The organism is Devosia sp. Root105 (assembly GCF_001424865.1).
In the GTDB taxonomy this organism is placed as follows: Bacteria; Pseudomonadota; Alphaproteobacteria; order Rhizobiales; family Devosiaceae; genus Devosia_A.
The window spans coordinates 91,635-115,327 of sequence record NZ_LMCR01000019.1; the positions used below are offsets into that span (position 1 = coordinate 91,635).

A 23,693-nucleotide genomic window follows, 5' to 3' on the forward strand; every position below is an offset into this window, starting at 1 on the left:
CACAGACCACAGACAAGGGAGTCCGAGATGACTAAGAAGTGGCTTGCCTACGCCGTCGCTGCTTTGGGATTAGTGTCTCCTGCGCTTGCGCAGTCGACGATTAGTTTTGGATATTGGGGCGACCCGCCGGAGCTGCCGCCATTCGAGGAGATCGTCTCGAAATACCAGGCGGCCCATCCGGATGTGAAGATCGAGATCCAGCACGCGCCATGGTCGGGATACTTCACCCGGCTCGATGCACAGCTCGCCGCCGGGGCCGGCCCCGACGTGTTCTTCATCACCAATGTGCCGAGCTACGCCTCGCGCGGCGCACTGGCTCCGCTGGACGACCTGATCAAGGCCAGCAACTTCCCGATCGACCAGTATGTACCGAGCTCGCTCCTCACCCACAGTTTTGAGGGCAAGCTCTATTCCATCCCGCGCGACAGCGCCCCGAGCGCCCTCTACTACAATTCCGATGCGTTCGATGCGGCCGGCGTCGCCTATCCGAACGCCGACTGGAAGTGGGCGGATCTGCGCGATGCGGCGATCAAGCTGACCACCACCGAGGGCGGCCGCATCACCCGCTATGGCCTGGCGCTCGAATCCAATGACTGGGCCACCTGGGTGCAGCAGAACGGCGGCAAGGTGTTCGACGATCCGCTGAAGCCGACCACCTTCCTGTTGGCCGAGCCGGCAGCGGTCGAGGCGATCCAGTATATCGGCGACCTGATCAACAAGGATAAGGTCACCCCGAACTTCCTCGAGGCCGAGCAGGCCGGCGGCACCGCCCAGCTGTTTTCCAGTGGCCAGGCGGCCATGGTGATCACCAACCCGTCGCGCCTCGGCACCTTCGCTGACGTGCCGTTCAAGTGGGCCGTCGCCAACCTGCCTGGCGGGCCGACCGGCATCCATTCCAACCGCACCGGCGGCGCCGGCTTTGCCATCAACGCCAACAGCAAGAACCCGGAAGCGGCCTGGGCCTTCCTGCAATATCTCGCCGGACCCGAGGGCCAGTCGATCTTTGCCGGCGCCAAGGCGGCGGCGGTGCCGGCGATGACCGGCAACGAGACGGTACGGGCCGCCTTCAAGGCGCCGTTCGGCGACGTCTTCCTCAAGGAGGCCGATGTCGGCGAGCAGTTCCCGCAGTTCCCGCGCTTCGTCGATCTCTCCAACCTCTACATCCAGCCGGCGCTGGATCTGGTGTGGAACGGCGAGAGCACTGCAGCCGACGCGATCGGCGGCATCAAGGACAAGGTCAACGCCGAACTGGCCAAGTAGTCGAAACAGCAGGCCACTCTGCTGGCCGGGACGCGATTGGGCGCCCCGGCCGTTCTCTAGCAAAATGGATCTGACCTATGCGCGTCTTCGATGCACACGTTCACTACGGCTTCTGGGACAAGCTGTTCTCGCGCGGCGCCGAGATCGGCTTTCTCGAGGCGCTGTCCGATACCTGCGAGGCGTCGGGGATCGAGAAAGTCGCGCTCCTCGCCAACCCTGGCCGCGGCAATGACGCGCTGGCCGGCGCGCTGGAGCGGCGGCCCGACCTGATCGTCGCCCTCGGTCGGCTCGAGCTCGACAAGGACCCGGTGACGCTGGTCGAGGATTTCTACCAGCGCGGCTTTCACGGCATCAAGGTGACCGGCGTCTCGCGCAACTACGACGATCCGGCCTATTACCCGTTCTACGAGGCGGCCCAGGCGCGTGGCCTCCGCATCCTGTTCCACACCGGCATCCTCGGGGGACCGGTCGATTACCTCGAAGGCGGCAAGGAGGATGCCTGGAAAGCCATCCCCGAGGGCGCCGACGAGGAGGCGCTGGTCACCCGACTGTCGCGCGGCATCAAGCGCGAGCGCTATGGCTTCTCCAGCGCCCGTATGCAGCCGATCTATCTCGATACCATCGCCTTCTATTTCCCCGAGCTGTTCATCATCGGCGCGCATCTGGGCTGGCCCGATTACCGCACCGCCTGCGCCATCGCGCGCTGGCGGCCGCGGCTCTATTTCGACATCAGCGGCGGTGACGTGGTGCACAACCACATCGTCGAGGGCGGCTATATCGGCAAGGAAATCTCGCCGCGCAAACTCGTCTACGGCTCGGATTCGGACCTCCGCCGGGTGAAGGGCGATATCGAGCGCTGGAAGGCCGCCTTCGACACCATGGGCCTCAGTGCCGACGACCAGGATCGGATCTTCTACCGCAACGCCGCCTATATCTACGGGATCGACAAATAGTGGCCCCAAGTCTAGCGGCCCCAACTCGGGTCAAGCTGACGAAGGTGGCGCGCGCCGAGGAACGCGCCGCCTGGCTGTTCCTGGCGCCGAGCCTGGTGCTGTTCGCCATCTTCACCGCCATTCCGGTGATCTCGGCGTTCTTCATCTCCTTCACCCAGTGGAACCTCTTCAACGAGGTGACCTGGGTGGGCCTCGGCAATTACCTGGCCCTCGCCGGCGACGAGATCTTCGCCAAGGTGCTCGGCAACACTGCCTATTTCGTGCTGGCCTCGGTGCCGGTGCAGATCGTCCTGGCGCTGCTCTGCGCCCTGGTGCTCAACCGCGGCATTAAGGGTCAGACTTTCTTTCGCGTCGTCTATTTCCTGCCGGTGGTCACCAGCACGATCGCCGCGGCGCTCGTCTGGGCCTGGCTGTTCAACTCCAATTTCGGCCTGATCAACGCCGCCCTCAGCCTTGTCGGCGTGACGGACTTGCCCAAGTGGATGGGTTCCACCCGCTGGGCCATGCCGGCCATCATCATCGTCTCGATCTGGCAGAACCTCGGCTATGCCATGGTGCTGTTCCTGGCCGGGCTGCAGAACATCGGCAAGGACGTGCACGATGCGGCGGCGCTCGATGGCGCCACCGGCTGGGACCGCTTCTGGCACATCACCCTGCCGCTGCTCTCGCCCACCACCTTCTTTGTGCTGGTGATCTCGATCATCGGCAGCTTCCAGGTGTTCGAACTGGTGCTGGTGATGACCAAGGCCGGCCCGGCCAATGCCACCAATACGCTGGTCTACTACATCTACCAGAACGGCTTTCAGTTCTATCAGATGGGCTATGCCAGCGCCGCGGCGATGGTGCTGTTTCTGATCGTCCTCGCCTTCACCTTGGTGCAGTACAAGCTGCAGCGCCGCTGGGTGCACTATGGGTAAGACCGCCACCGACTGGGTGCTGTTCGTGGTCCTGCTGATCGGCGCGCTGCTGATGAGCGGCCCGTTCGTCTGGATGATCGCCACCTCGTTCAAGCCGGCGGCAGACGTGTTCCAGTTCCCGCCGACATTGTTCACCGCCGACCCGCAAATCGAGAACTATGTCCGCATCTTCTCGACCATCCCGTTCGGCCGGGCCATGGCCAACAGCCTCGTGGTCTCGGTGCTGGTAACGCTCTTGCAGCTCATCACCTGCTCGATGGCCGCCTATGCTTTCGCCTGCCTGCGGTTCCGCGGCCGCGAAGTGCTGTTCCTCATCTACCTTGCGGCGCTGATGGTGCCCTCCCAGGTGACGCTGATCCCCAATTTCATCCTGATCAAGTCGCTCGGCTGGATCGATACCTACCAGGGCCTGATCCTGCCCTATGCCTTCTCGAGCTTCGGCACCTTCCTGCTCCGGCAGTACCTCAAGTCTATCCCGGCCGAGCTGCTCGAAGCCGCCCGCATCGATGGCGCCTCGCACGCCCAGATCTACCTGACCATCGTCCTGCCGCTGGCCAAGCCCGCGCTCGGGGCGCTCGCCATCTTCACCTTCGTCGCGCAGTGGAACAACTTCCTCTGGCCGCTGATCACCACCACCAAGCCCGACATGCAGGTGGCAATCGTGGCGCTGGCGACGCTGCAGGGGCAGTACAATACCGACTGGCCGCTGCTGATGACCGGCAGCGTCATCGCCATCATCCCGGTGCTGCTGGTGTTCGTGTTCGGCAACCGCGCCTTCATCGCCGGCCTCACCACTGGAGCCTTTGGCGGGCGCTGATGCGGGTGGTTGAAAAGCCGCAATCGTGCTTCGATTTCGGCACGCGCTTCGGCTACGGCTTCAGCATTGCCGCGCTGGGACCCCTCCCCAATCATGCTGACCTATTTTGCTGATCTGTTGTCCCCGATCTGGGGGCCCGCCCGCCTGCTGTCGTCCTTCGTGATCCTCGCCACCGTCGGCTCGCTCGTTTCGGCGCTGGCGACGCTGTTCTTGTTGCCCAGACTCTGGGATCAGTTGCCGCGCGACCGGGGCAGGGCCCATGCGGTGGGCGCCGCCGACAGCGTCGGCAAGCCCGTCGGCGTCGGGCTCATCATGATCCTGATCCTCCTCGCCGTCGTCGCACTGTTCTCGCCGATCGATCCGCACATCTATTTCGCCATGGGCGCGGTGCTGCTCGCTTCCGGCGTCGGGTTCATCGACGATCGCACCGGGGGCTTAAGCGAGTTGACGCTGGGCCTCACCGACCTGCTCGTAGCGCTGTTCGTCTGCGTCGTGCTGCTCTGGGGGCAGGACACCAAGCTGTGGCTGCCGTTCACCCCGATGGTGTTCGACATCCCGTTCTGGCTTGGGCTCCTGATCTACACGCCGGTGGTCTGGCTCTGCATCAACGCGGTCAACTGCAACGATGGCGTCGACGGCGTCTCGGGCTCGCTCTCGGCAGTGACCATCGCCGCGCTTGGTTTCATCCTCTACATGGTGGTCGGCGACGCCGGCAACGCCAAGTACCTGCTGATCCCGTTCCGCGAGGATGCCGCCAACTGGGCCATCGTCGCCGCCATCTTCTGTGGCGTCATCGTCGGCTACCTCTGGCACAACGCGCCACCCAGCGCGGCCCTGATGGGCGATGCCGGCTCACGCCCTATCGGGCTGTTCGTCGGCATCTGCATCGTCGTCTCGGGCAACCCGGCGATGATCTTCTTCGTCGCCCCACTCATGCTGTTCAACGGCGCCACCGGCCTTGCCAAGGTGGCGCTGATCCGGGTGTTCGGCTTGCGGATCCTATCGTCGATCCGCTTCCCGTTCCACGATCACGCCCGCAAGAACCTCAACTGGTCGAACTCCCAGGTGCTGCTGCGCTTCCTGCTCATCCACCTGGCGAGCTTGTGGTTCCTGGTCATTATTCTGCTGAAGGTGCGGTGAACTGGGGTAGCGCACGGACCTCGCGGTAATCCTCCCCCGCGTGGCGGGGGAGGGGGACCAGCGAAGCTGGTGGAGNGTTGGAGATCTTTGCCGACGACTGGGTGATCCGCTCCATCGCCGCGTTGGCGTCGCCCATCACCTGCCCACCTTCTTCGGCGGTCCCCCTCCCCGCCACGCGGGGGAGGATTAGGAGAGTCCCGTGCGCGGCTCAAGCCGCCGCGATCAGCGCCTTGGTGTAATCCTCGGCAATGGCGCCTGAGCGCAGCTGCTCCCGGGTCAGGGTTTCGACCGGTTGGGCGTTGCGCATCACCATCAGCCGCTCGCACATATAGCTGATCACTGCCAGGTCGTGGCTGACGATGACGAAGGTGAGGCCGAGCTCTTTGCGGAGCCGGTTGAGCAGGTTGAGGATTTCCGCCTGGATCGAGACATCGAGCGCCGAGGTGGGCTCGTCGAGCAGCAGGAGCTTCGGGCTGAGCGCCAGGGCGCGGGCGATAGCGACGCGCTGGCGCTGGCCGCCACTGAGCTCATGCGGGAAGCGGAACTGGAATTTTGCGCCGAGCCCGATCAGCTCCAGCAGCTCCGCCGTGCGGCGCTCCGGGTTGGCGATGCCGTTGATCTTCATCGGTTCGGCGATCTGCTGGCCGATGACATAGCGCGGATGGAGCGATGAGTAGGGGTCCTGGAACACCATCTGGACCACCTTGGCCAGTTGTTTCCGCGGCGTCTTCCGGACATCGGTGCCGTCGACGGTGATGCTGCCGTTCCAGGTGGCGTTGAGCCCCATGACGGTCCGAAGAATGGTGGATTTGCCCGAGCCGGATTCGCCGACGAGCCCAAAACTCTCGCCCGGCTGCACCGCAAAGCTGGTGTCGCGCACCGCCAGCTTGCCGGAGAATTCTACGTTGAGGTTGCCGATTGCCAGCATCAGGCGGCTCCCGCCCAGCTGGCTTCGCGGTTGAGCACCGGCAGCGGCTCCAGCGAGCCATCGATCTGCGGCAGGCACGACAGCAGCCCCCGCGTGTAGGGATGCGTCGCCTCGTGCAATCGGCTTGCTTCGATGCTTTCGACGATCCGGCCGGCATACATGACGATCACCCGATCACAGAACTTCGACACCAGGTTGAGGTCGTGGCTGATGAAGATCAGCCCCATGCCGCGACGCGTCACCAGCTCGTCGAGGATCGACAGCACCTGGGTGCGCACCGTCACGTCGAGCGCCGAGGTGGGCTCGTCGGCGATCAAGAGGTCCGGTTCGCGCACCACCATCATGCCGATCATCACGCGCTGCCCCATGCCGCCCGAAAGCTCATGCGGGTAGAGCGAAAACACCCGCTCCGGCTCGCGGATATGCACGGCTTCGAGGATGCCCAGCGCCTTCTTCTTCGCGTCGCTACCGGAGATGCGGCGGTCGCCGATACGGATCGCTTCGACGATCTGCTTGCCGACGGTCATCACCGGGTTCAGCGAGAATTTTGGATCCTGCAGGATCATCCCCATGCGGCCGCCGCGCAGCGAGCGGCGGAGCTTGGGCGAGGCCGACTTGAGGTCGATGCCGTCGAAGGCCATTGTGTCGACGCTGATCCGCGCATAGGGCGGCAGCACGCCGAGCAGGGCGCGGCCGGTGAGGCTCTTGCCCGAGCCGCTTTCGCCGACAATGCCGAGCTTTTCGCGTCCCAGTGTCAGCGACACGCCGCGCACCGCGTCATTGTAGCCGCCATCATCGTTGCGGAAGGCGACATGCAGGTTTTCGATCTGAACAAGGTCGCTCATTTGCGCTGCCTCAGGTGCGGATCGAGCAGGTCGCGCAAGGCGTCACCTAACAAGTTAAAGCCGAGCGACACGGTGAAGATCGCGATGCCAGGCACCGTTGCCACCCACCACTGGTCGAAGATGAACTTGCGGCCGGTGGAGATCATGGCGCCCCACTCGGGCAGTGGCGGCTGCGCCCCGAGCCCGATAAAGCCGAGGCCGGCGGCGGTGAGGATGATGCCCGCCATGTCGAAGGTCATACGCACGATCACCGAACTCAGGCACATCGGGATGACGTGGAACACAATGATGCGGAACTCGCTGGCCCCGGCCAGCCGCACTGCGTTGACATAGTCCGAGTTGCGCACGATCAGCGCCTCGGCCCGCGCGAGGCGCGCATAGGGCGGCCAGGCGGTGAGCGTGATGGCGAGCGCTGCGTTGGTGATGCCGGGCCCGAGTGCCGCAACGAAGGCCAGCGCCAGCAGCAGCTTGGGGATGGCGAGGAACACGTCGGTGATGCGCATGAAGATCACGTCGACCCAGCCGCCCACCGTGCCGGAGACCGCGCCGATGATCAGCCCGATCGGCGCCGAGGTGACGATCACCAGCCCGACGATCAGCAGTGTCAGTTGCGAGCCGTAGAGAATGCGTGAGTAGATGTCGCGGCCGAGCTCATCGGCGCCCAGCCAATAGGTCGCACTCGGCGCGGCAAGGCGGTCGGTCAGGCTCGGCAAGTACGGGTCATGCGTCGCGAGGAGCGGCGCGAAAGCAGCGCAGAACAGCAGCACCACGACGATGACCAGCCCGACCACGCCGAGCGGGTTGCGCATGAAGCGGCGGGTGAAGACCTTGAACTCGGCCCAGCGGGCGGCGCGCACCGCGCGCTTCGGATCGGCGACGAGATCGGGGGTGACGCTCATTTGGCGAACTCCCGTGAGCGCGGATCGAGTGCGCGGTACAGCACGTCGCTCAGCATGTTGAGAAGGATGAACACCACCCCGACCAGCAGCGTGCCACCCAGCACGGCGTTCATGTCGGCGGCGAACAGCGAAGAGTAGATGTAGTTGCCGATACCCGGCCACGAGAAGATCGTCTCGATCAGCACCGAGCCCTCGAGCAGCCCGCCATAGCTCAGCGCGATGACGGTGACGAGCGGGATCGCCGCGTTGCGCAGCGCATGTCCGGCCACGGCGCGAAACTCGCTGGCGCCCTTCAGCCGGGCAGTCAGCACATACTCGCGGCTCAACTGGTCGAGCATCACCGAGCGCGTCATGCGCGAGATATAGGCGAGGCTGTAATAGCCGAGCAGCAGTGCCGGAAGGATCATGTGGCTGATGGCGTTGAAGAAGATCTCCCACTCACCGGCGATGGCGCTGTCGATCAGGATCGAGCCGGTGATGCGGTCGACCACGCCGACAAAGAACACATCGAGCTGCCCTGGGCCCGAGACCCAGCCGAGCAGGTAGTAAAAGACGAAGAGGCCGACGAGGCCGAGCCAGAACACCGGCACCGAATAGCCGACGAGGCCGACGACGCGCAGCACATGGTCCGGCCACTTCTCATGCCAGTAGGCCGAGGCGACACCCATCGGGACGCCCAGCACGACGCCGATGATCAACCCGATAGTGGAGAGCTCGAGCGTCGCGGGGAAGAAATTCAAGAGGTCGGTCAGAACCGGCCGGGAGGTCGAGAACGAGGTGCCGAAGTCGCCGCGCAGCAGCTTGCCGAGATATTCGATGAACTGTTGCCAGATCGGTTTGTCGAGCCCGAGCTCGAGATAGACCTTCTGGTACACCTCCGGCGTCGCCTTCTCGCCCACGATCGAAAGCACCGGATCGATCGGCAGCACACGGCCGATGAAGAAGGTGAGGGCAGCGAGGCCAATAAGCGTGATCGCCACCGTGATCAGCCATGAGCCGATATCGATGAACAGGCGGAGGGGGCGGTTCATTGGGTTGCCCCGGTGACGCTGGCTGGGACGCCAGCAAGGGCTGACCCCCACCCCTGTCCCCTCCCCGCAAGGGGGAGGGAGACCCTCTCGAACAGCCTTCGTTTCTCCGACGACCGAGTCAGCGGCTCCTTCGTCTCCCTCCCCCTTGCGGGGAGGGGACAGGGGTGGGGGTCAGCCCTCGCCGGGATTTCAGTCTGCGTCAAATGAGGCTCGTTCGTTCTGATGGTCAGTAGGTAGATAGAAGGCCGGAGGCGGACCTCCGGCCTGGTAGTTTATTCCTTCGTCACCGCGCCATAGCGGTCGTCGGAGAAGGTGATGCCGAGCACCACGCCCTTGACGTTCTTGCGCATGGCAACCTTGCGGCTGTCCTGGAACATGAACACGAACGGCGAGGTGTCGGTGTGCAGCCGCTGGGCCTCGTCGTAGAGCGCCTTGCGCTTTTCGACATCCTGCTCCTGCACGGCCTGGTTCACCAGCTCGGAGACCTTGCCCGAATCCCAGCCGAAGCGGTCGGCGAGGTTGCCCTTGGTGCCATCCGGATCCGACGCATCGTGGTTACCGAACGCCTTGGCGTTGGAGTGCGGATCGGGATAGTCCGGGCCCCACAGGCCGAACCAGATGTCGAGATCGTGCGAGCGATAGCGATCGAGCCAGGGGCCGCCGTCCACCACCTGCAGGTCGAGATCGACGCCGATCTGGCTGAGCGTGGCCTGCACGGCCTGCGCGTAGTCAGGGTAGGGCGGCACGTTCCAGACGACGGTCGCGAGCTTGATCGGCGTTGCGACACCGGACTCGGCGATCAGCGCCTTGGCCTTCTCGATATTGAGCGAGTAGGGGTTGTAGTTGATGCCGCCGCCCAGGAACCCGTCCGGGATCATGGTCTGGTGCACCTTGATGGTGCCCTTGCCGATGGTGTCGGCGATGCCCTGGTAATCGACGCCATACTTGATGGCTTCGACGACCTTCGGGTTGCTCAGCGCCGCATTACGCGTGTTGAGGCCGAAATAGTACATCGTCGAGGACACGCCCTCGAGGATCTGCACATCGGGGTTGGCGGAGACCGCGCCGATATCGTCGGGGCCGAGCTTGTTGGCGATATCGATGTCGCCCTTTTCGAGCGCCAGGCGCTGCGTCGCCGATTCCGGCATGTGCTGCAGGAAGACGCGATCGACGCCCGGGGCGGTGCCCCAGTAGTTCTCGTTGCGGCTGAGCAGGATCGAGACCTTGGGGTCCCACTTAGTCAGCACATACGGGCCCGAGCCGGCCGAATTCTCGGATTTCAGCCAGGCATTGCCGTAGTCGTTGCCGCCATCGGCGAGCTTGCCCTCATGCTGCTTGACGATAGCAGAGTCGACGATGCCGCCGGTGAACGACGACAGCACGTAGAGCACGAAGCTCGGCGCATATTTCTGGTCGACTTCGAACTGCAACGTGGACGCGTCGAGCGCCTTCACCTTGGCTTCGACGTTCTCCTTGGTCAGGCCGAACTGCGCGAAGATGAAGCTGATGCGGCTGTCGATCAGGATGACGCGGCGGATCGAATATTCGGCGTCGGCAGCCGTCACCGGATTGCCCGAGGCGAACTTGGCGTTCGGGTTCATCTTGAAGGTGAAGGTCTTGCCGTCTTCCGACACCGTCCAGCTCTCGGCGAGCACGCCCGTGATCTTGGTCGGGTCGGCCGGGTCGAAGCTGACCAGCGGCTGGTAGATCTGCTGGCTGGCGAGCACGCCGCCGACTTCCGACACTTCCGCCGGATCGAGCGTGATGATGTCGTCGATCGCATCGGCGATGACGAGGGTATTCTTGGGCGTTTCGGCGATCGCTCCGGACGCGGTCATCACCGCGCCGACGGCAACCGCCATAAGCGTCTTGAACAAACGCATGACAGTCTCCCTGGTTGAAGGCGTTAGTCTCCGGCTGATGAGGCCGTTTATCGTCGTAGGCGTCATCTCCTGCTGATCCCCAGGGGCGGGTTACCGATCCCCTCGAAAGTGAAGGTCAGCGCAGCGATGGGTAGAAGGGTATCGATCTGGGCCAGCACAGCCCGGGTGAAGATGCCGGCATCGCCGAGCAGCGCCACCACGCCGCGGGTCTCGCCCGCAATCACGATCGGAAAGCACGAGCAGGCGCCATAGCCCATGGCGACCAGCCCGTCGGTCTCGGGCAGGAAGGCGGCCATGCCGGCGACGCTGTCGCCGATCACCGGCTTCATCTCGCCGAGGATGGTGTTGTTCCAGACGTCATCGCCCACCGGATCGACATTGCCGACCGGGAAATCGACCGGGTTGGACGTGCCGATGCGATGGGTCACCGATCTGTCCGGCGCCGTCGCAATGAAGGTCGCCGTGCGCACCCCCGGAATGCCGGTGAAGAGCTCCGCCAGCACGGCGAAGAGCTGCGTCGGACCAGCCGCCAAAGCGGTGCCGAGCTTCCACGCGATGGCAGGGTCAATCACTGTCATTCCGGGAACAGCTGCATGGTCCCGACCCACAGTTCGAGCGCCGTGCCGGGGCCGATATTGGTGCCGCGATGCGGCCGGCGGCTGTCGAAATGCAGCGTGTCGCCGGGGCCGAGCCGATACTCGACGCCATCGACCTCGTAGAGCATCTCGCCCGACACCAGGTAGACGAAGTCCTCGCCCTCGTGGCTCATCATCTCGGAGGCATGACCGGGCGGCACGTGCGACAGGCAGGCATTGAGCTTGGCGTCGGGGAAGCCGCGCTCGAGGAATTCGTAAAAGCGCGAGGTGCCGCCGACCTTGTAGGTCTGGCGCTGGCCCGAATGGCTGACCACGCTGTGCTGGCGCGCCGGGGCGGCTGACACGAACTGGTCCACCGTGCTCTCGAGCGCCTTGGCGACGTTATACAGCGAGGCCAGCGACGGCGTGGAGATGCCGCGCTCGATCTGCGAGATGAAGCCGACGGTCAGCGATGCCTCTTCGGCCACCTGCTGCTGCGTCTTGCCCAGTTCTTTGCGGCGGTCGCGCAGACGCTGCCCAAGGCTGGGGTCGATCGGAGTCGATTGCTCGACCGGATCGGAACGCTTTTCAAACTTCAAGACTGGCACGGGCGCCCTCGCGATTTTAGTGACACTAAAGTAGCGCGCGCCCGAGTCAATCCCACCCCAGATTATGCCCGGCTGATCCTCGTGTTGTGGAAGCTAGCCCTGGCTCAGCTCCCACTCGATGGTGCGGCGCAGCGCCTGCTCTTCGGGAACGATCTCAGTGTAGCCGAGTTCGGCCCGAATACGAGCGGAATCGAGCGTCAGTGGATAGCTGAGGTCGCTGCTGTCGGCGCGATCGGCAAGCACGCCGCCGGCATCGGCGTCGACCAGCACGATCTCGCTGTCGACACCCATCAGCGTCAGCACGGTGCGGGCCCAGTCGGCCTGGGTACGGACGAAGGGCTGCGCCACGTTGTACACCCGACCCTCGGCCTCGGGCAGGGTGGCCGCCAGCGCCAGCGCCTCGGCCACATCGTCGATATAGGCGTAGGAATTAAGCCAGCCCGCGCCGCGCCGATCGAGCCGGAACGGTTCACCCGCCTTGGCGCCCTTGACCGCCCAGGCGAAGCGATGCTGCTTGTCGTCGGGCCCGAAGATCATCGGCAGCCGCAGCACCGTTGCCTGCGGCGCGCCGGCCGCCATGGCGAACTCCTCGATCGGGATCTTGTCGTATTCCTCGAACAGGTCGTCCTCGATCCCCTTGGGCCGGCGCTCGTTCTGCCGATAGGGATAGCGCAAAGTCCTCAGCGGCGAATCCTCGGTGGCCGGCTCCGGCCGGATCGCCGGGCTTTCCTTCTTCAACAGTCCCCCATAGTTCGAGTAGACGTCGGTGGAACTCACCAGCACATAGCGCGCTCCAGCCTTGCCCGCCGCCTCGATCACCGGCTGCGTGTTGCGCAGGCTGATCGTGAAAATATCGATGACGGCGGTGACGCCGCTATCCTTCAACAGCTTCGTCAGCGTCTCGCCGTCCATGCGGTCGGCCTGCTCGAACCGCACGCCGTCAGGCAGCTTCACCTCGTGCTGGCCGCGCGCCACCACCAGCACGTCATGGCCACGTTCTTTGAGCCGTTTCGCCGTGGCGGTGCCGAGAAAGCCCGTCCCCCCGATGATTGCGATGGTCATGCCGCGCGACTCCTTTTGCGAGAGAGGCGGGAGGGTGTTCGAGACCGCGGCGAGGAGCAAGGCGTAAGATTGCCGCTCTGGTTCACTAGTCCTCCCTTCCCCCGCGTCCGCTGGGGGAGGGGGCGAAAAGCCACAACAGCGTTAGTTCACCAACCGCCCATGGTGACGCAGCACCAGGCCGACAGCGCCCATGCAGGCGCCGTTGTCGGAGAATTGGCTGGGCCTGAGGATGGTGCGGGCCACGTCGGGAACGTCCCCATGCTTGACCAGGGTGAAGCGCTCGAAGCTCTCGGCCAGGGGCTTCATCAGGATGTCGCCGGCCATCGCCAGGCGCCCGCTCACCACCACCAGCGTCGGGTTGAATACCGAGCCGATCAGCCCCAGGCCGTGCCCGCCCGCCTCGCCGGTCCGGGCAATGAGGGCACGGCAGAGGGCATCCCCGCCCAGCGCCATTTCGACCACGTCGGTCAGCCGCAGCGCGCGGCCGAAATGTCGCTCCGCCTCGGCCATTGGCGCGCGGAAACTGGCATAGACCTCGATGCAGCCGCGATTGCCGCAGCGGCAGAGCGGTCCCTGCGGATCGATCACCACATGACCGAACTCGCCTGCGCCGCCGGCAATGCCGCGCAGCACCCGGCCACCAGCGACGATGGCGCCGCCGATGCCGAGATCGAGCGTATAGACCACGAAATCATCGTGCCCCTGCGCCGCGCCCCAGGTCATCTCGGCAATGGCCGAGCAGTTGGATTCGTTGTCGCAGAAGATCGGCACGTCGGGGAAAATCGGCCCTAACAGCTCGCGCATGTCGACGCCGGCCCAGGTCGGCATGCCACCGGCCCTCAGTACCGTGCCGGTCACCGGATTGACCGGGCCGCCCACCGCGATGCCGACGCCCAACAGGCCGTCCTGTCGTTGCCACTTCCCCTCATAGGCCTCGGTGATCAGCCGCCGCACATGCTGGATCGCCGTTTGCGGCGAATAGTCGATCTCAAGATTGATCGTCTTGTCCGACAATACGGTGTGCGCCACATCGGCGAGGATCACCTGGATCTCGGTCGAGCCGATCAGGATGCCGATGCAGGTGCCGGCCCGCGGGTTGAGGGTCAGCGCGGTCGCCGGCCGACCGACGCCGCCGGCCGACTCGCTGCCGATTTCCACAACCATCTGCGAGCGCCGGAGCTCGGTGAGGGCCGTTGAGATGGTGGACTTGGCCAGCCCGGTGAGCCGTGAAAGTTGTGTTGCACTCAGTGCACCACGCTCGCTCAGGGCGCGCACAATCCGCCCCGCCGGTGTGGCTAAAGCACTGTCAGCAAGTAGAGATTTGAGCTCGATCCGGTTCACGCTCCTCCCTCCCCAAGCGCGTTGACAAGCCGAATAAGTTCACCATAGAACTAATACGACGGTGCGCAGGAGGATGTGCACCGCCGGGAGAAAAGCGCAAGTAGCCACAGGAGCCGGCCGGGTGAGCCGGGGTGGGGACGGGCGCTTTCAAGGGAGAGAGACAATTATGACCTTCACGACCAAGGTCGCGGCCGCCGCGACCACGATGCTTGCTGCCGCGCTGCTTTCGGGCACCGCGATGGCCGCACCCAAAGTGCTGATGCTGCACCAGTGGGCATCCGGCAACGACGCTGCCTCCATTGCCAAGCTCGGTGAGATGTTCACCGCTGCCGGCGGCACCTGGGAGCAGACCGCCATTGCCGGTCATACCGCCAATACCCTGGCCAAGCTCCGCGCCGATGTCGTCGCCGGCAACGCCCCCGCTGCGGTGCAGCTGAAGGGCCCGGAAATCGCCGAGTGGAACGCCACTGGCGGCACCGCCGACATGGACGAACTGGCCACCGCCGAGGGCTGGGACAAGGTCGTCGCCCCCGAACTGCTGCCGGTGATGAAGCCGGAAGGCAAGTGGGTCGCCGCCCCGATGAACATCCACCGGATCAACTGGATCTGGGGCAACAAGGCCGCCATGGAGGGCGTCGGTGTCACCGAGCTTCCCAAGACCTGGGCCGATTTCAACGCTGCCTGCGACAAGGCCATCGCTGGTGGCAAGATCTGTCTCGCGCACCTCTCGGCCGACTGGACCGACGCGACCACGTTCGAGACCATCGTCTACGGCATGGACAAAGACCTCTACACCAAGGCCTTCGTCGAAGCCGACGTCGAGTCGCTGCGCTCGGAAGGTATGATCAAGGCCTTCGATCAGATGCGCCTGATGGTTACCAAGTACATGGACCCGGCCATCGCCGGCCGTGACTACGACACCGCCTCCAACATGATGGTCAACGGCGACGCGCTGTTCTTCATCATGGGCGACTGGGAACTGGGAACCATCAAGTCGGTGGGCAAGGAACCGGGTGTCGACATCCTGTGCGGCCAGTCCCCGACCGATTGGGGCAAGCCGGGCTTTATCCTGAACTCCGACTCGGTCGTGTTCTTCAACCAGAAGGACCCGGATTTCCAGGAGGGCCAGAAGCTCCTCGCTTCGACCATCCTGAGCCCGGAATTCCAGACCATCTTCAACATCTCGAAGGGCTCGATTCCGGCTCGCCTGGACGTCGACCTGTCGCAGGGTTTTAACGTCTGCCAGCAGGACAGCCAGGCTGCGCTGAAGGCTTCGATTACCGAAGGCACCCTGGTTCGGTCGATGGCTCACAACATGACCGTGCTGCAGAAGTACCGCGGCGCCATGATGGACACCATCACCGAGTTCGTGAACACGCCTGAGATGACCTCGGAAGAAGCGGCCAACATCATGGCCGACGCCGTCGAAGCTCAAATGTAACTTCTGACCAGAATTGTCGGCCGCGGTGCTCCCCGAGCGTCGCGGCTGGCTCCTTTGGCCGCCGGTTTTGGAGGATAGTCCGTTGGCAATGACAGGTCAGTCCGTCTCGACTGGCACGAGTACGTGGGACCGCATCAAGAAGTGGACGCCCATATTCATAATCGCGCCTTCAATCGTTGCGTCGTTTGTCTACGTCTTCGTCTTTGCCGGCTGGACGTTCTACATCTCGCTCAGTGACTCGACGCTGCTGCCGAGTTACGGCTTCAAGGGGCTTGAGAACTACATCTCGCTCTGGACCAACCGCCGCTGGAGCGTCGCCTACACCAACCTGCTGTACTTCTCGCTCTTCTATGTGACGATCTCGATGGCGTTCGGCTTGCTGCTGGCCATCCTCATCGACCAGAGGATACGCGCCGAGTCGTTCTGGCGGACGATCTTCCTCTACCCGCTGGCGGTAAGCTTCATCGCTACGGGTACGGTCTGGCAGTGGCTCTACAATCCCTCGAGCGGTATCCAGTTCCTGGTCAACGCGATGGGCTGGACCGACTTTCAGTTTGCTCTCACGTCGGATCGCAAGAACGCCATCTGGGCGATCATCATCACAGGCATCTGGGGCTCCGCCGGCTTCTCGATGGCGCTGTTCCTCGCCGGCCTCCGGTCGGTCGATCCAGACATCATCAAGGCCGCCCAGATCGACGGCGCCGGCTGGTTCCGCACCTATCGTAAGGTGGTCCTGCCAACCATCGGGCCGATCTTCATCGCTGTCGCGGTAGTGCTGCTGCAGTTCGCCATCAAGACGTTCGACCTTGCCGTCGCGCTGACCAATTCCGGTCCTGGCATCTCGACCACTTTCCCCGCCACCTACGTCTACGACTTCATGTTCCAGCGCGGCGAGATCGGCGAGGGCGCCGCGGCCGCGATGATGGTGCTGGCGGCGCTTGCAATCGTCCTGGTGCCCTACTCACTCTATCTGGTCTGGCGCAAGCGCAGGGAGGCGAACAATGGCTGATGCAGTCCTTACCGCTGCCGGCGTCGAAGACAGGGAAGCGGCAATCGCGAGCCGCCGGCGGCTGATTTCGCGGATCGTGATCTATGGCCTGCTCGGCCTGATCTCGATCATCTACATCGTGCCGTTCCTTGTGGTGTTCCTCAACTCGTTCCGCACCAATGAGGAGATCGGCCAGCTCGGCCTGATTTCGCTGCCGCGCAGCTTCCGGCTCGATGCCTGGCCGACGGCCTGGAGCGACTTTTGTATCGGTGGCCAATGCGATGGCGTTGCCAGGTACTTCTGGAACTCCGTCGCCATGGTCATCCCGGCGACGTTCATCTCGACTGCACTCGGTGCCATCAACGGCTACATCCTGTCGAAGTGGAAATTCCCCGGTTCGGAGATCGTCTTCGGCTTCATGCTGCTCGGCGTGTTCATGCCGGGGCAGATCGCGCTGCTGCCCTGGGCCTTCACGCTCGGCCAGCTCGGCCTCGCCAACTCGGTCTACGGCCTGATCCTGGTGCACTGCATCCAGGGCCTCAGCTTCACCACTCTGTTCTTCCGCAACTATTATGTGAGCGTGCCGGACGACCTGCTGAAGGCCGCCCGCATCGACGGTGCCGGCTTCTGGCGGATCTTCTGGAAGATCATGATCCCGCTGTCCCCGCCGATCATCATCGTCACCGTGATCTGGCAGTTCACCGGTATCTGGAACGAGTACCTGTTCGGCGTGGTGCTGAACTCGGGCTCCAACCAGCCCATCACCGCGGCCCTGGTCGCACTTTCGATGAGCGGAACGTCCGTTCGAACCTATGACGTGATGAGTGCAGCCGTGCTGATCGGCGCCCTGCCTCCCCTCCTCGTCTATTTCTTCGGCGGCAAGTATTTCGTCCGCGGCCTTACCCAGGGAGCAATCAAGTAAATGGCGTCCTTGACCATCAGGAACCTGCGTAAGAGCTTCGGCATGGTCGAAGTGCTGAAGGGTGTCGACCTCGAAGCCAATACCGGCGAATTCATCGCGCTGGTCGGCCCGTCGGGCTGCGGCAAATCCACTCTGCTCGCCATGATCGCCGGCCTCGAGACCGTGACCTCGGGCGAGATCTATATCGGCGATCGGCTGGTGAACTCGGTCCAGCCCAAGGACCGCGACATCGCCATGGTGTTCCAGTCCTACGCGCTCTACCCGACGATGACCGTCAGGGAAAACATGGCCTTCGGCATGGAAAGCCGAGGTGTGCCCAAAGCCGAGCAGGAAAAGACCATCGCTCGCGTCGCCGCGCTGCTGCAGATCGAGCCGTTCCTGAAGCGCAAGCCCGGCCAGCTCTCGGGCGGCCAGCGCCAGCGCGTCGCCATGGGCCGCGCCCTGGTGCGCGATCCGGCGCTGTTCCTGTTCGACGAGCCGCTGTCGAACCTCGACGCCAAGCTCCGTGTCGATATGCGCACCGAGATCAAGAAGCTGCACCAGCGCATCGGCAAAACCACGATCTACGTCACCCACGACCAGGTCGAGGCCATGACGCTCGCCTCGCGCATCGCCGTGATGCACCAGGGTGAAGTGCAGCAGTTCGCCGATCCCGATACCGTCTACAACCGCCCGGCCAACACCTTCGTAGCCGGCTTCATGGGTTCGCCCTCGATGAACTTCATCGATGCCGAGATCACCTCAACCGGTGGTGGGCCGGCGGTCAACTTCCCGCTCTCGGGCGGCAACGTCGCGAGCCTGCCGCTCCATAACGGGGTGGCCGACCGGGCGCAGAGCAAGAAGGTGATCCTCGGTATCCGTCCCGAGCATCTGAGCCGCCAGTCCGCCAGCACGAGCGGCAAGCAGGGTTTTGCCACCATGTCGGCGCTTGTCGAAGTGGTGGAGCCGACTGGCGCCGAGACCATGGCGGTGCTGAAGTTCGGCGATCGCGAGGTGGTCGGCCGGTTCTCCCCGGACGAGGCGCCCAGGACCGGCGAGAACATGCCGCTTGCCGTCGACATGACCCGCGCCTGCCTGTTCGATCCGGCGACGACACGACTGATTTAGGGGTCTGAGGAAATTACCGAGTTCGCCAACTATCCCAGCCTCGCCGGCCGGGTCGTGTTCGTCACCGGCGGCGCCAGCGGCATCGGCGCCGATGTCGTCCGGGCCTTCGCGCGCTGTGGCGCCAAGGTCGCCTTCGTCGATATCCTCGAGGCCGAGGGCCGGGAGCTGGTCACCGAGACCGGCGCCACCTTCCTCGTCTGCGACATCACCGACATCACGGGCCTGCGTGCCGCGATCGATGTGGTCAAGAACCGCCTCGGTCCCATCGGGGTCCTCGTCAACAACGCGGCCAACGACGATCGCCACGCCATTGACGACGTCACCGAGGAATACTGGGACCGTTCGACCGATATCAACCTGAAGCCGCAATTCTTCGCGGCGCAGGCGGTGCGCTCGCACATGCAGGAACTGGGTGGCGGTTCGATCATCAACTTCTCGTCGATCGCCTGGCGCGGCGGCGCCGACAATATGCCGGTCTACGCCACCGCCAAGGCCGCCGTGCTCGGCCTGACCCGTGCGCTCGGCCGCGGCTTCGGCAAGGACAATATCCGGGTAAACGCCATCGAGCCTGGCGCCGTAATCACCGAGCGGCAGAAGCGGCTGTGGTTCCCAACCCAGGAATCGATCGATGCAGTGGTGTCGCGCCAGGCGCTGAAGCACGTTCTGCTCGGCGAGGAGATCGCCCGCATGGTGCTGTTCCTCGCCTCCGATGACAGCCGCATGATCACCAAGCAATCCATCACCGTGGACGGGGGATTGCGGTAATACGAATTGATAGGGACGACCCCCTCCCATCCTCCCCATAATGGGGAGACGCCGTGTCCACTTCCTGGAGTCGGCGGCCCATTCAGCCAGGCTTTCGCACCAACGGTACTCCGATGAAACTTACGACCGGCCTCAACCCCTATGGCCTCACCTATTATCTCGGCCTGCAGGGCTCCGGCACGCCGCGCCACAACCCTGATGGCGTCGGCCTCGAGGGCTTCATCAAGCTGACCGAGGAATTGGGCGGTAAGGCCATCGAGCTGTGGGACGGCTGGCTGAAGGACAAGTCCGATGGCGAGCTCGCCGCGCTGAAGCAGCGCCTCGACACCCTGGGCTGGAAGCGCGTCGTGAGTTCCGGCCTGCAGCACGGCGACATGGACCAGCTGATCCGCTGCGCCAAGGCGCTCGATGCCCAATATATCCGCGTCGCCATGACCCCGATCCTCTGCGGTGACCGCGCCGCCGCTGGCCAGAAATGGCACGATCTCGTCGCTTCGGTGCACGAGAAACTCCAGGCCGCGGTGCCCAAGCTGACCGCCGCCGGCGTAGTGCTGCTGATCGAGAACCACCAGGATTTCACCTCGCGCGAGCTGGTCAATTTCTGCGACGAGTACGGCCCCAGCGTCCGTATCGTCTTCGATATGGCCAACACCTTCCCGGTGGCCGAGTCGCCGCTCGATTTCACCCGGGTGATCGCCCCTTACGTGCGCCACTGCCACGTCAAGGACTATCGCGCCGTGATCGAGCCCGATGGCTTCCGCCTGGTGCGCTGCCCCTCGGGTGACGGCTGCGTGCCGCACAAGCAGATGTTCGACATCCTCGCCGAGCACAATGACGAGATGGTCGCCTGCATCGAGATCGGTGCGCTCGATGACCGGCACGTCAAGCTGTTTACCCCCGAGTGGTGGCACGGCTATGCGCCCAAGCAGGCCGAAGATCTCGCCGCGTGCCTCTTCGCCGTACAGAAGAACCGCTTCGAAGTGGGCGAAGAGTGGCGCACCCCGTGGCAGCGCAACGCCGACCACGAACTGATCGATTACGAGCTGTCGCAGTACCGCAAGAGTGCTGCGAACCTGAAGGCTCAAGGACTAATGTGATTGGAGGCCGTTATGGCAAAGGATCTTTCAGGCAAAATCGCTTTCGTGACCGGCTCGGGCCGCGGCCTCGGCAGCGTCATGGCGAAGAAGCTGGCGGCGCGCGGCGCCGATGTGGTGGTGCATGACCTGACCTGGGACGCTGCCGCCAAATACGGCGAGGCGGATAACCTTGGCGCGATGATCAAGACCATCGAGGGGCTCGGTGTCCGCTCGATGGGCGTCACCGGCAATATCGGCGACCGCGACGCGGTCAACAATATGAAAAAAGAGATCGAGGAGAAGTTCGGCCCCGTCGAAATCCTCGTCAACTGCGCCGGCGGCGATATCGGTGCGGCGGGCGGCAAGCCGGTGCCCAACAACATCCTCGGCATCACCTATGACGACCTGATCACGCTGACCAACAACAACCTGATCGGCACCATGCTGGTGACCCAGGCCTTCGTGCCGCAGATGGTCGAACGCCAGCACGGCATTGTCGTCAACATCGCCTCGGTCGCCGCCCATATCGGGGTGAGCGGCGGCGGCATCTACGCCACGTTGAAGGCCGCGGTGACCCACTATACCCGCTGCCTCGCCGACGAGGTCCGCGAGCACGGCGTGCGCGTCAACGTGGTGAGCCCGGGACCGTCGAAGACCGCGCGCTTCCAGGCGACCCGCACGGTCGATCCGGACAAGATGAACTCCAACAAGGTCTCGATGGACCGCTACGCCGAACCCGAGGAAATCGCCGACGCGGTGGTGTTCCTCTGCTCGCCGGAAGCCAAGTTCATCCACGGCCAGCTGCTGCGCGTCGACGGCGGCCTGCAGCTTTACGCGGGCTGATTTCTGGCTTGGGGCGGGGGCGAAGCAGGTAGCTTCCTCCACCCACCGGCTGTCATCCCAGCGAAAGCTGGGACCCATCCCGCTGTCTGCGCCAGTGGATAGTTGGGTCCCAGCTTTCGCTGGGATGACACCGAGTACATGGCGCGATCGCGGCTGGCCCAAGGCCGCCCCGCCCACCGACGTCGTCCCCGCGAAGGCGGGGATCCAGTGGGATGCTTCAACCTCCACCAGACCAGCGGCATCCCAGTAGGTTCCCGCCTTCGCGGGAATGACGTCTGGGATGTGGAAGGGCTTGAGCGGACCGCCGCGTCCGGCTAACGCTCGTCGCTCAACCCGGAGCGCCCATGCCTACTCTCGGCCTTGCCATTGCTGCCACCGCGGCGCTCGTCTCATTTCTCACCGCGTGGTTCATCATGCGCCGGGGCGCCAAGCTCGGGCTGATGCAGCAGCCCAATGGCCGCTCTTCGCACGTCGTGCCCACCCCGGGCGGCGGCGGTGTCGGTATCGTCGCCGGCGGCTCGATTGCCGGGCTGCTGATGGCGCTGCTGCTGCCCTGGCTGGGCGTGCCGGTGATCATGGCCGGCATCCTCCTCGCTTTCATCGGCTATGCCGACGACAAGCGCCCGATCGCGGCGCGCTGGCGGCTCGGCGCGCAGGTGCTGCTGATGGGCGCCATCGTCGCGGTGCTGCCGATCGACCAGCTCGGCCTGCCGGTGCCGGAATCCGTGCTGCTGGTGATCCTCACGCTGGGCGGTGCGCTATGGATCAACCTGTTCAACTTTATGGACGGCATCGATGGCCTTGCGGCATCGGAGGCGATTTTCCTCCTCGTCGGCGCGGCGCTGCTCGCCTACCTGTTCGAGCCCGGCATCATCGATGATCCCAGGCTCTGGTGGATGCTCGGCCTTGCCGCCGCGTGCCTCGGCTTCCTGTTGCTCAACTGGCCGCCGGCAAAGATCTTCATGGGCGATGCCGGCAGCACCTATCTCGGGCTGATGCTGGCCTTCTTCGCCTTCACCACCATGCTCAGCTTCTGGCTCAGCCTGTGGCAGTGGCTGATCCTGGGCGGCCTGTTCCTCGCCGACAGCCTCACCACGCTTTCCCGTCGCATGCTGCGCCGCGAGCGTTTCTGGGAAGGCCACAAGCGTCACGGCTACCAGGCGCTGCAACGCCGCTTCGGCTCGCACCTCAAGGCGACACTGCTCTATATCGGCATCAATGTGATTGTGCTGCTGCCGCTCGCCTATGTGGCTGGCGTCTACCGCGACTGGGGTTTTGCGATTGCCGCGCTGACCTATGTCGCGTTGGTGGCCGCAGCTATCTGGGCCGGGGCAGGGGCAGAACTACAGCAAGAGGCTGAGGAAGAAGGCGCCGGCGCCTAGGATCGTCAGCGATGCGGCGCTCGCCGCAAACAGCATGTTGCGGGCGAAATCGGTGTGTCGCGCCAGCTCGTGCCGGGTCATGGCGCGGACGTCGAAATGTTCGAATTCCTGGTCGAGCATGATGCGAGCCCCCTGAGCTGCAGGCAAAGGGTGCGCGCATGTCTTCGGGTCAGCCAGCGCTTTGCAAAATCATGCTTAATTAGAGTCAAATGCCTTGTAGTTCGCTCCGGCTCGCGCAACCGTGTGATCGAGGGCAGTCAAACGCCATTTCAACGCCACGATTGGCGCGCTTCTGCCGCCGCCTCGCACTGGAACACTCGCCTATGACGCTTCTGCGCAGCGGTCTTCTTCTTCTCGCCACCCTTTCATTGCTCGCCGCCTGCACTTCGGTGGTCCCGCCGGCCAAGCCGCCGGGCAGCACCAGCAGCATCGCGCCGATCCAGCTGACTCAGGGCGGCATCATGGCGGCGATCAACGGCACCCGCGCCGCCGCCGGCAAGCCGCCGCTGCGCTACAACATCCAGCTCGAGAACGCCGCCCGCTCGCAGGCCAACCTGATGGCCGCCAAGGATACGCTGTCGCACGATCTCGGCGTCACCCTCCGCCAGCGCGTCACCACTGCCGGCTATGACGGCGCCGTCGGCGAGAACGTCGCCGGCGGCCAGTCGACCCTCGACCAGGCAATCAATGGCTGGCTGGCTAGCCCAGCGCATCGCGACACGCTGCTCTCCACCAAGTTCCAGGAATTCGGGCTGGCGGTGGCGACGGTGCCGGCGAACCGGACGAGCAAGTACCGGACGTATTGGGCGTTCATCGCGGGTGGGCCGTTCGAGGCCTGGCACTGAGGCGATATGCAGCCGCCGGTGGCTGTGGACCCCCACCCCTGTCCCCTCCCCGCAAGGGGGAGGGA

Annotated in this window: 24 protein-coding genes; 14 read left to right on the forward strand and 10 right to left on the reverse strand. The window is 64.4% G+C overall.

All coding sequences use genetic code 11. From position 1 onward, the window contains the following. The first annotated feature begins 27 nt into the window (after positions 1-27). The 5 genes from ASC68_RS22910 to ASC68_RS22930 all read left to right on the forward strand — a co-directional run bounded on the left by ASC68_RS22910 (position 28) and on the right by ASC68_RS22930 (position 5,087). Positions 28-1,260, forward strand: coding sequence for a sugar ABC transporter substrate-binding protein (locus tag ASC68_RS22910; protein WP_082528407.1), 1,233 nt, complete (start codon positions 28-30; stop codon positions 1,258-1,260). 77 nt (positions 1,261-1,337) lie between these two features. After that, positions 1,338-2,213 carry an amidohydrolase family protein gene (locus ASC68_RS22915; RefSeq protein ID WP_055884661.1) on the forward strand — a complete coding sequence of 292 codons (876 nt, stop codon included), beginning with the start codon at positions 1,338-1,340 and terminating at the stop codon, positions 2,211-2,213. A 44-nt stretch (positions 2,214-2,257) separates the two neighbouring features. Then, complete coding sequence (locus tag ASC68_RS22920; protein ID WP_197421381.1) at positions 2,258-3,130, forward strand: sugar ABC transporter permease; 873 nt, start codon at positions 2,258-2,260, stop codon at positions 3,128-3,130. Next, entirely contained in the window at positions 3,123-3,947 is an 825-nt protein-coding gene (locus tag ASC68_RS22925) for a carbohydrate ABC transporter permease (protein WP_055884664.1), read from the forward strand. Before ASC68_RS22920 ends, ASC68_RS22925 begins: the two co-directional genes overlap by 8 nt. A 93-nt stretch (positions 3,948-4,040) precedes the next feature. Further along, a complete protein-coding gene (locus tag ASC68_RS22930) occupies positions 4,041-5,087 on the forward strand; it encodes a hypothetical protein (protein ID WP_055884666.1) in 1,047 nt (348 codons plus the stop codon). Positions 5,088-5,295: 208 nt separating this feature from the next. Here the strand turns inward: ASC68_RS22930 and ASC68_RS22935 are convergent, their stop codons facing one another. The 9 genes from ASC68_RS22935 to ASC68_RS22975 form a co-directional block, all read right to left on the reverse strand. Then, positions 5,296-6,015: an ABC transporter ATP-binding protein gene (locus tag ASC68_RS22935; RefSeq protein WP_055884669.1), complete on the reverse strand. Its 720-nt coding sequence runs from the start codon at positions 6,013-6,015 to the stop codon at positions 5,296-5,298. Then, positions 6,015-6,860, reverse strand: coding sequence for an ABC transporter ATP-binding protein (locus tag ASC68_RS22940; RefSeq protein WP_055884672.1), 846 nt, complete (start codon positions 6,858-6,860; stop codon positions 6,015-6,017). Before ASC68_RS22940 ends, ASC68_RS22935 begins: the two co-directional genes overlap by 1 nt. Further along, entirely contained in the window at positions 6,857-7,759 is a 903-nt protein-coding gene (locus ASC68_RS22945) for an ABC transporter permease (protein ID WP_055884674.1), read from the reverse strand. Before ASC68_RS22945 ends, ASC68_RS22940 begins: the two co-directional genes overlap by 4 nt. Beyond that, positions 7,756-8,790 (reverse strand): ABC transporter permease, encoded by a 1,035-nt coding sequence (locus tag ASC68_RS22950; RefSeq protein WP_055884677.1) that lies wholly within the window; start codon positions 8,788-8,790, stop codon positions 7,756-7,758. Before ASC68_RS22950 ends, ASC68_RS22945 begins: the two co-directional genes overlap by 4 nt. A 272-nt stretch (positions 8,791-9,062) precedes the next feature. Next, complete coding sequence (locus ASC68_RS22955; RefSeq protein WP_055884681.1) at positions 9,063-10,673, reverse strand: ABC transporter substrate-binding protein; 1,611 nt, start codon at positions 10,671-10,673, stop codon at positions 9,063-9,065. Positions 10,674-10,735: 62 nt separating this feature from the next. Further along, positions 10,736-11,251, reverse strand: coding sequence for a hypothetical protein (locus ASC68_RS22960; protein ID WP_156387433.1), 516 nt, complete (start codon positions 11,249-11,251; stop codon positions 10,736-10,738). Beyond that, complete coding sequence (locus ASC68_RS22965; RefSeq protein WP_082528408.1) at positions 11,248-11,856, reverse strand: XRE family transcriptional regulator; 609 nt, start codon at positions 11,854-11,856, stop codon at positions 11,248-11,250. The genes ASC68_RS22960 and ASC68_RS22965 overlap by 4 nt, the downstream gene beginning before the upstream one ends. A 93-nt stretch (positions 11,857-11,949) precedes the next feature. Next, positions 11,950-12,918 carry an NAD-dependent epimerase/dehydratase family protein gene (locus ASC68_RS22970; RefSeq protein WP_156387434.1) on the reverse strand — a complete coding sequence of 323 codons (969 nt, stop codon included), beginning with the start codon at positions 12,916-12,918 and terminating at the stop codon, positions 11,950-11,952. A 141-nt stretch (positions 12,919-13,059) separates the two neighbouring features. Then, positions 13,060-14,082 carry an ROK family protein gene (locus tag ASC68_RS22975; RefSeq protein ID WP_055884691.1) on the reverse strand — a complete coding sequence of 341 codons (1,023 nt, stop codon included), beginning with the start codon at positions 14,080-14,082 and terminating at the stop codon, positions 13,060-13,062. A gap of 343 nt (positions 14,083-14,425) precedes the next feature. Here ASC68_RS22975 and ASC68_RS22980 point away from each other — a divergent pair, with 343 nt between their 5' ends. From ASC68_RS22980 to ASC68_RS23015, 8 genes are all read left to right on the forward strand, one after another. Then, positions 14,426-15,700, forward strand: a complete 1,275-nt coding sequence (locus tag ASC68_RS22980) for an ABC transporter substrate-binding protein (protein ID WP_055884694.1) — start codon at positions 14,426-14,428, stop codon at positions 15,698-15,700. 88 nt (positions 15,701-15,788) lie between these two features. Then, a complete protein-coding gene (locus ASC68_RS22985; protein ID WP_055884696.1) occupies positions 15,789-16,709 on the forward strand; it encodes a sugar ABC transporter permease in 921 nt (306 codons plus the stop codon). Beyond that, positions 16,702-17,610, forward strand: a complete 909-nt coding sequence (locus tag ASC68_RS22990) for a carbohydrate ABC transporter permease (protein WP_082528409.1) — start codon at positions 16,702-16,704, stop codon at positions 17,608-17,610. Before ASC68_RS22985 ends, ASC68_RS22990 begins: the two co-directional genes overlap by 8 nt. Continuing rightward, positions 17,611-18,717, forward strand: coding sequence for a sn-glycerol-3-phosphate ABC transporter ATP-binding protein UgpC (ugpC, locus tag ASC68_RS22995; RefSeq protein WP_055884699.1), 1,107 nt, complete (start codon positions 17,611-17,613; stop codon positions 18,715-18,717). A gap of 54 nt (positions 18,718-18,771) precedes the next feature. Beyond that, the gene (locus ASC68_RS23000) at positions 18,772-19,482 is read left to right on the forward strand and encodes an SDR family oxidoreductase (protein ID WP_244488423.1); all 711 of its coding nucleotides are present in this window, start codon (positions 18,772-18,774) and stop codon (positions 19,480-19,482) included. A gap of 113 nt (positions 19,483-19,595) precedes the next feature. Further along, positions 19,596-20,579, forward strand: a complete 984-nt coding sequence (locus tag ASC68_RS23005) for a sugar phosphate isomerase/epimerase family protein (protein WP_055884706.1) — start codon at positions 19,596-19,598, stop codon at positions 20,577-20,579. Positions 20,580-20,591: 12 nt separating this feature from the next. Further along, positions 20,592-21,401, forward strand: a complete 810-nt coding sequence (locus tag ASC68_RS23010) for an SDR family oxidoreductase (protein ID WP_055884709.1) — start codon at positions 20,592-20,594, stop codon at positions 21,399-21,401. 344 nt (positions 21,402-21,745) lie between these two features. Next, positions 21,746-22,783, forward strand: a complete 1,038-nt coding sequence (locus ASC68_RS23015) for a hypothetical protein (protein ID WP_055884710.1) — start codon at positions 21,746-21,748, stop codon at positions 22,781-22,783. Here the strand turns inward: ASC68_RS23015 and ASC68_RS28780 are convergent. Next, on the reverse strand, positions 22,745-22,903 hold the full coding sequence (locus ASC68_RS28780) for a hypothetical protein (RefSeq protein WP_156384551.1): 159 nt from the start codon (positions 22,901-22,903) through the stop codon (positions 22,745-22,747). The genes ASC68_RS23015 and ASC68_RS28780 overlap by 39 nt on opposite strands. A gap of 203 nt (positions 22,904-23,106) precedes the next feature. Here ASC68_RS28780 and ASC68_RS23020 point away from each other — a divergent pair, with 203 nt between their 5' ends. Continuing rightward, positions 23,107-23,628: a CAP domain-containing protein gene (locus ASC68_RS23020; RefSeq protein ID WP_055884713.1), complete on the forward strand. Its 522-nt coding sequence runs from the start codon at positions 23,107-23,109 to the stop codon at positions 23,626-23,628. The last annotated feature ends 65 nt before the right edge of the window (positions 23,629-23,693 follow it).

Excerpts from the sequence above, each read along its gene's own strand:
- ASC68_RS23020 (WP_055884713.1), top strand. The coding sequence starts at position 23,107 with ATGACGCTTCTGCGCAGCGGTCTTCTTCTTCTCGCCACCCTTTCATTG.
- ASC68_RS22985 (WP_055884696.1), top strand. The coding sequence starts at position 15,789 with ATGACAGGTCAGTCCGTCTCGACTGGCACGAGTACGTGGGACCGCATC.
- ASC68_RS22980 (WP_055884694.1), top strand. The coding sequence starts at position 14,426 with ATGACCTTCACGACCAAGGTCGCGGCCGCCGCGACCACGATGCTTGCT.
- ASC68_RS22990 (WP_082528409.1), top strand. The coding sequence starts at position 16,702 with ATGGCTGATGCAGTCCTTACCGCTGCCGGCGTCGAAGACAGGGAAGCG.
- ugpC (WP_055884699.1), top strand. The coding sequence starts at position 17,611 with ATGGCGTCCTTGACCATCAGGAACCTGCGTAAGAGCTTCGGCATGGTC.
- ASC68_RS23015 (WP_055884710.1), top strand. The coding sequence starts at position 21,746 with ATGCCTACTCTCGGCCTTGCCATTGCTGCCACCGCGGCGCTCGTCTCA.
- ASC68_RS22910 (WP_082528407.1), top strand. The coding sequence starts at position 28 with ATGACTAAGAAGTGGCTTGCCTACGCCGTCGCTGCTTTGGGATTAGTG.
- ASC68_RS22915 (WP_055884661.1), top strand. The coding sequence starts at position 1,338 with ATGCGCGTCTTCGATGCACACGTTCACTACGGCTTCTGGGACAAGCTG.
- ASC68_RS22925 (WP_055884664.1), top strand. The coding sequence starts at position 3,123 with ATGGGTAAGACCGCCACCGACTGGGTGCTGTTCGTGGTCCTGCTGATC.
- ASC68_RS22970 (WP_156387434.1), bottom strand. The coding sequence starts at position 12,918 with ATGACCATCGCAATCATCGGGGGGACGGGCTTTCTCGGCACCGCCACG.
- ASC68_RS22935 (WP_055884669.1), bottom strand. The coding sequence starts at position 6,015 with ATGCTGGCAATCGGCAACCTCAACGTAGAATTCTCCGGCAAGCTGGCG.
- ASC68_RS22930 (WP_055884666.1), top strand. The coding sequence starts at position 4,041 with ATGCTGACCTATTTTGCTGATCTGTTGTCCCCGATCTGGGGGCCCGCC.
- ASC68_RS23010 (WP_055884709.1), top strand. The coding sequence starts at position 20,592 with ATGGCAAAGGATCTTTCAGGCAAAATCGCTTTCGTGACCGGCTCGGGC.
- ASC68_RS22950 (WP_055884677.1), bottom strand. The coding sequence starts at position 8,790 with ATGAACCGCCCCCTCCGCCTGTTCATCGATATCGGCTCATGGCTGATC.
- ASC68_RS22940 (WP_055884672.1), bottom strand. The coding sequence starts at position 6,860 with ATGAGCGACCTTGTTCAGATCGAAAACCTGCATGTCGCCTTCCGCAAC.
- ASC68_RS23005 (WP_055884706.1), top strand. The coding sequence starts at position 19,596 with ATGAAACTTACGACCGGCCTCAACCCCTATGGCCTCACCTATTATCTC.
- ASC68_RS22945 (WP_055884674.1), bottom strand. The coding sequence starts at position 7,759 with ATGAGCGTCACCCCCGATCTCGTCGCCGATCCGAAGCGCGCGGTGCGC.
- ASC68_RS28780 (WP_156384551.1), bottom strand. The coding sequence starts at position 22,903 with ATGCTCGACCAGGAATTCGAACATTTCGACGTCCGCGCCATGACCCGG.
- ASC68_RS22960 (WP_156387433.1), bottom strand. The coding sequence starts at position 11,251 with ATGACAGTGATTGACCCTGCCATCGCGTGGAAGCTCGGCACCGCTTTG.
- ASC68_RS22955 (WP_055884681.1), bottom strand. The coding sequence starts at position 10,673 with ATGCGTTTGTTCAAGACGCTTATGGCGGTTGCCGTCGGCGCGGTGATG.
- ASC68_RS22975 (WP_055884691.1), bottom strand. The coding sequence starts at position 14,082 with ATGGTTGTGGAAATCGGCAGCGAGTCGGCCGGCGGCGTCGGTCGGCCG.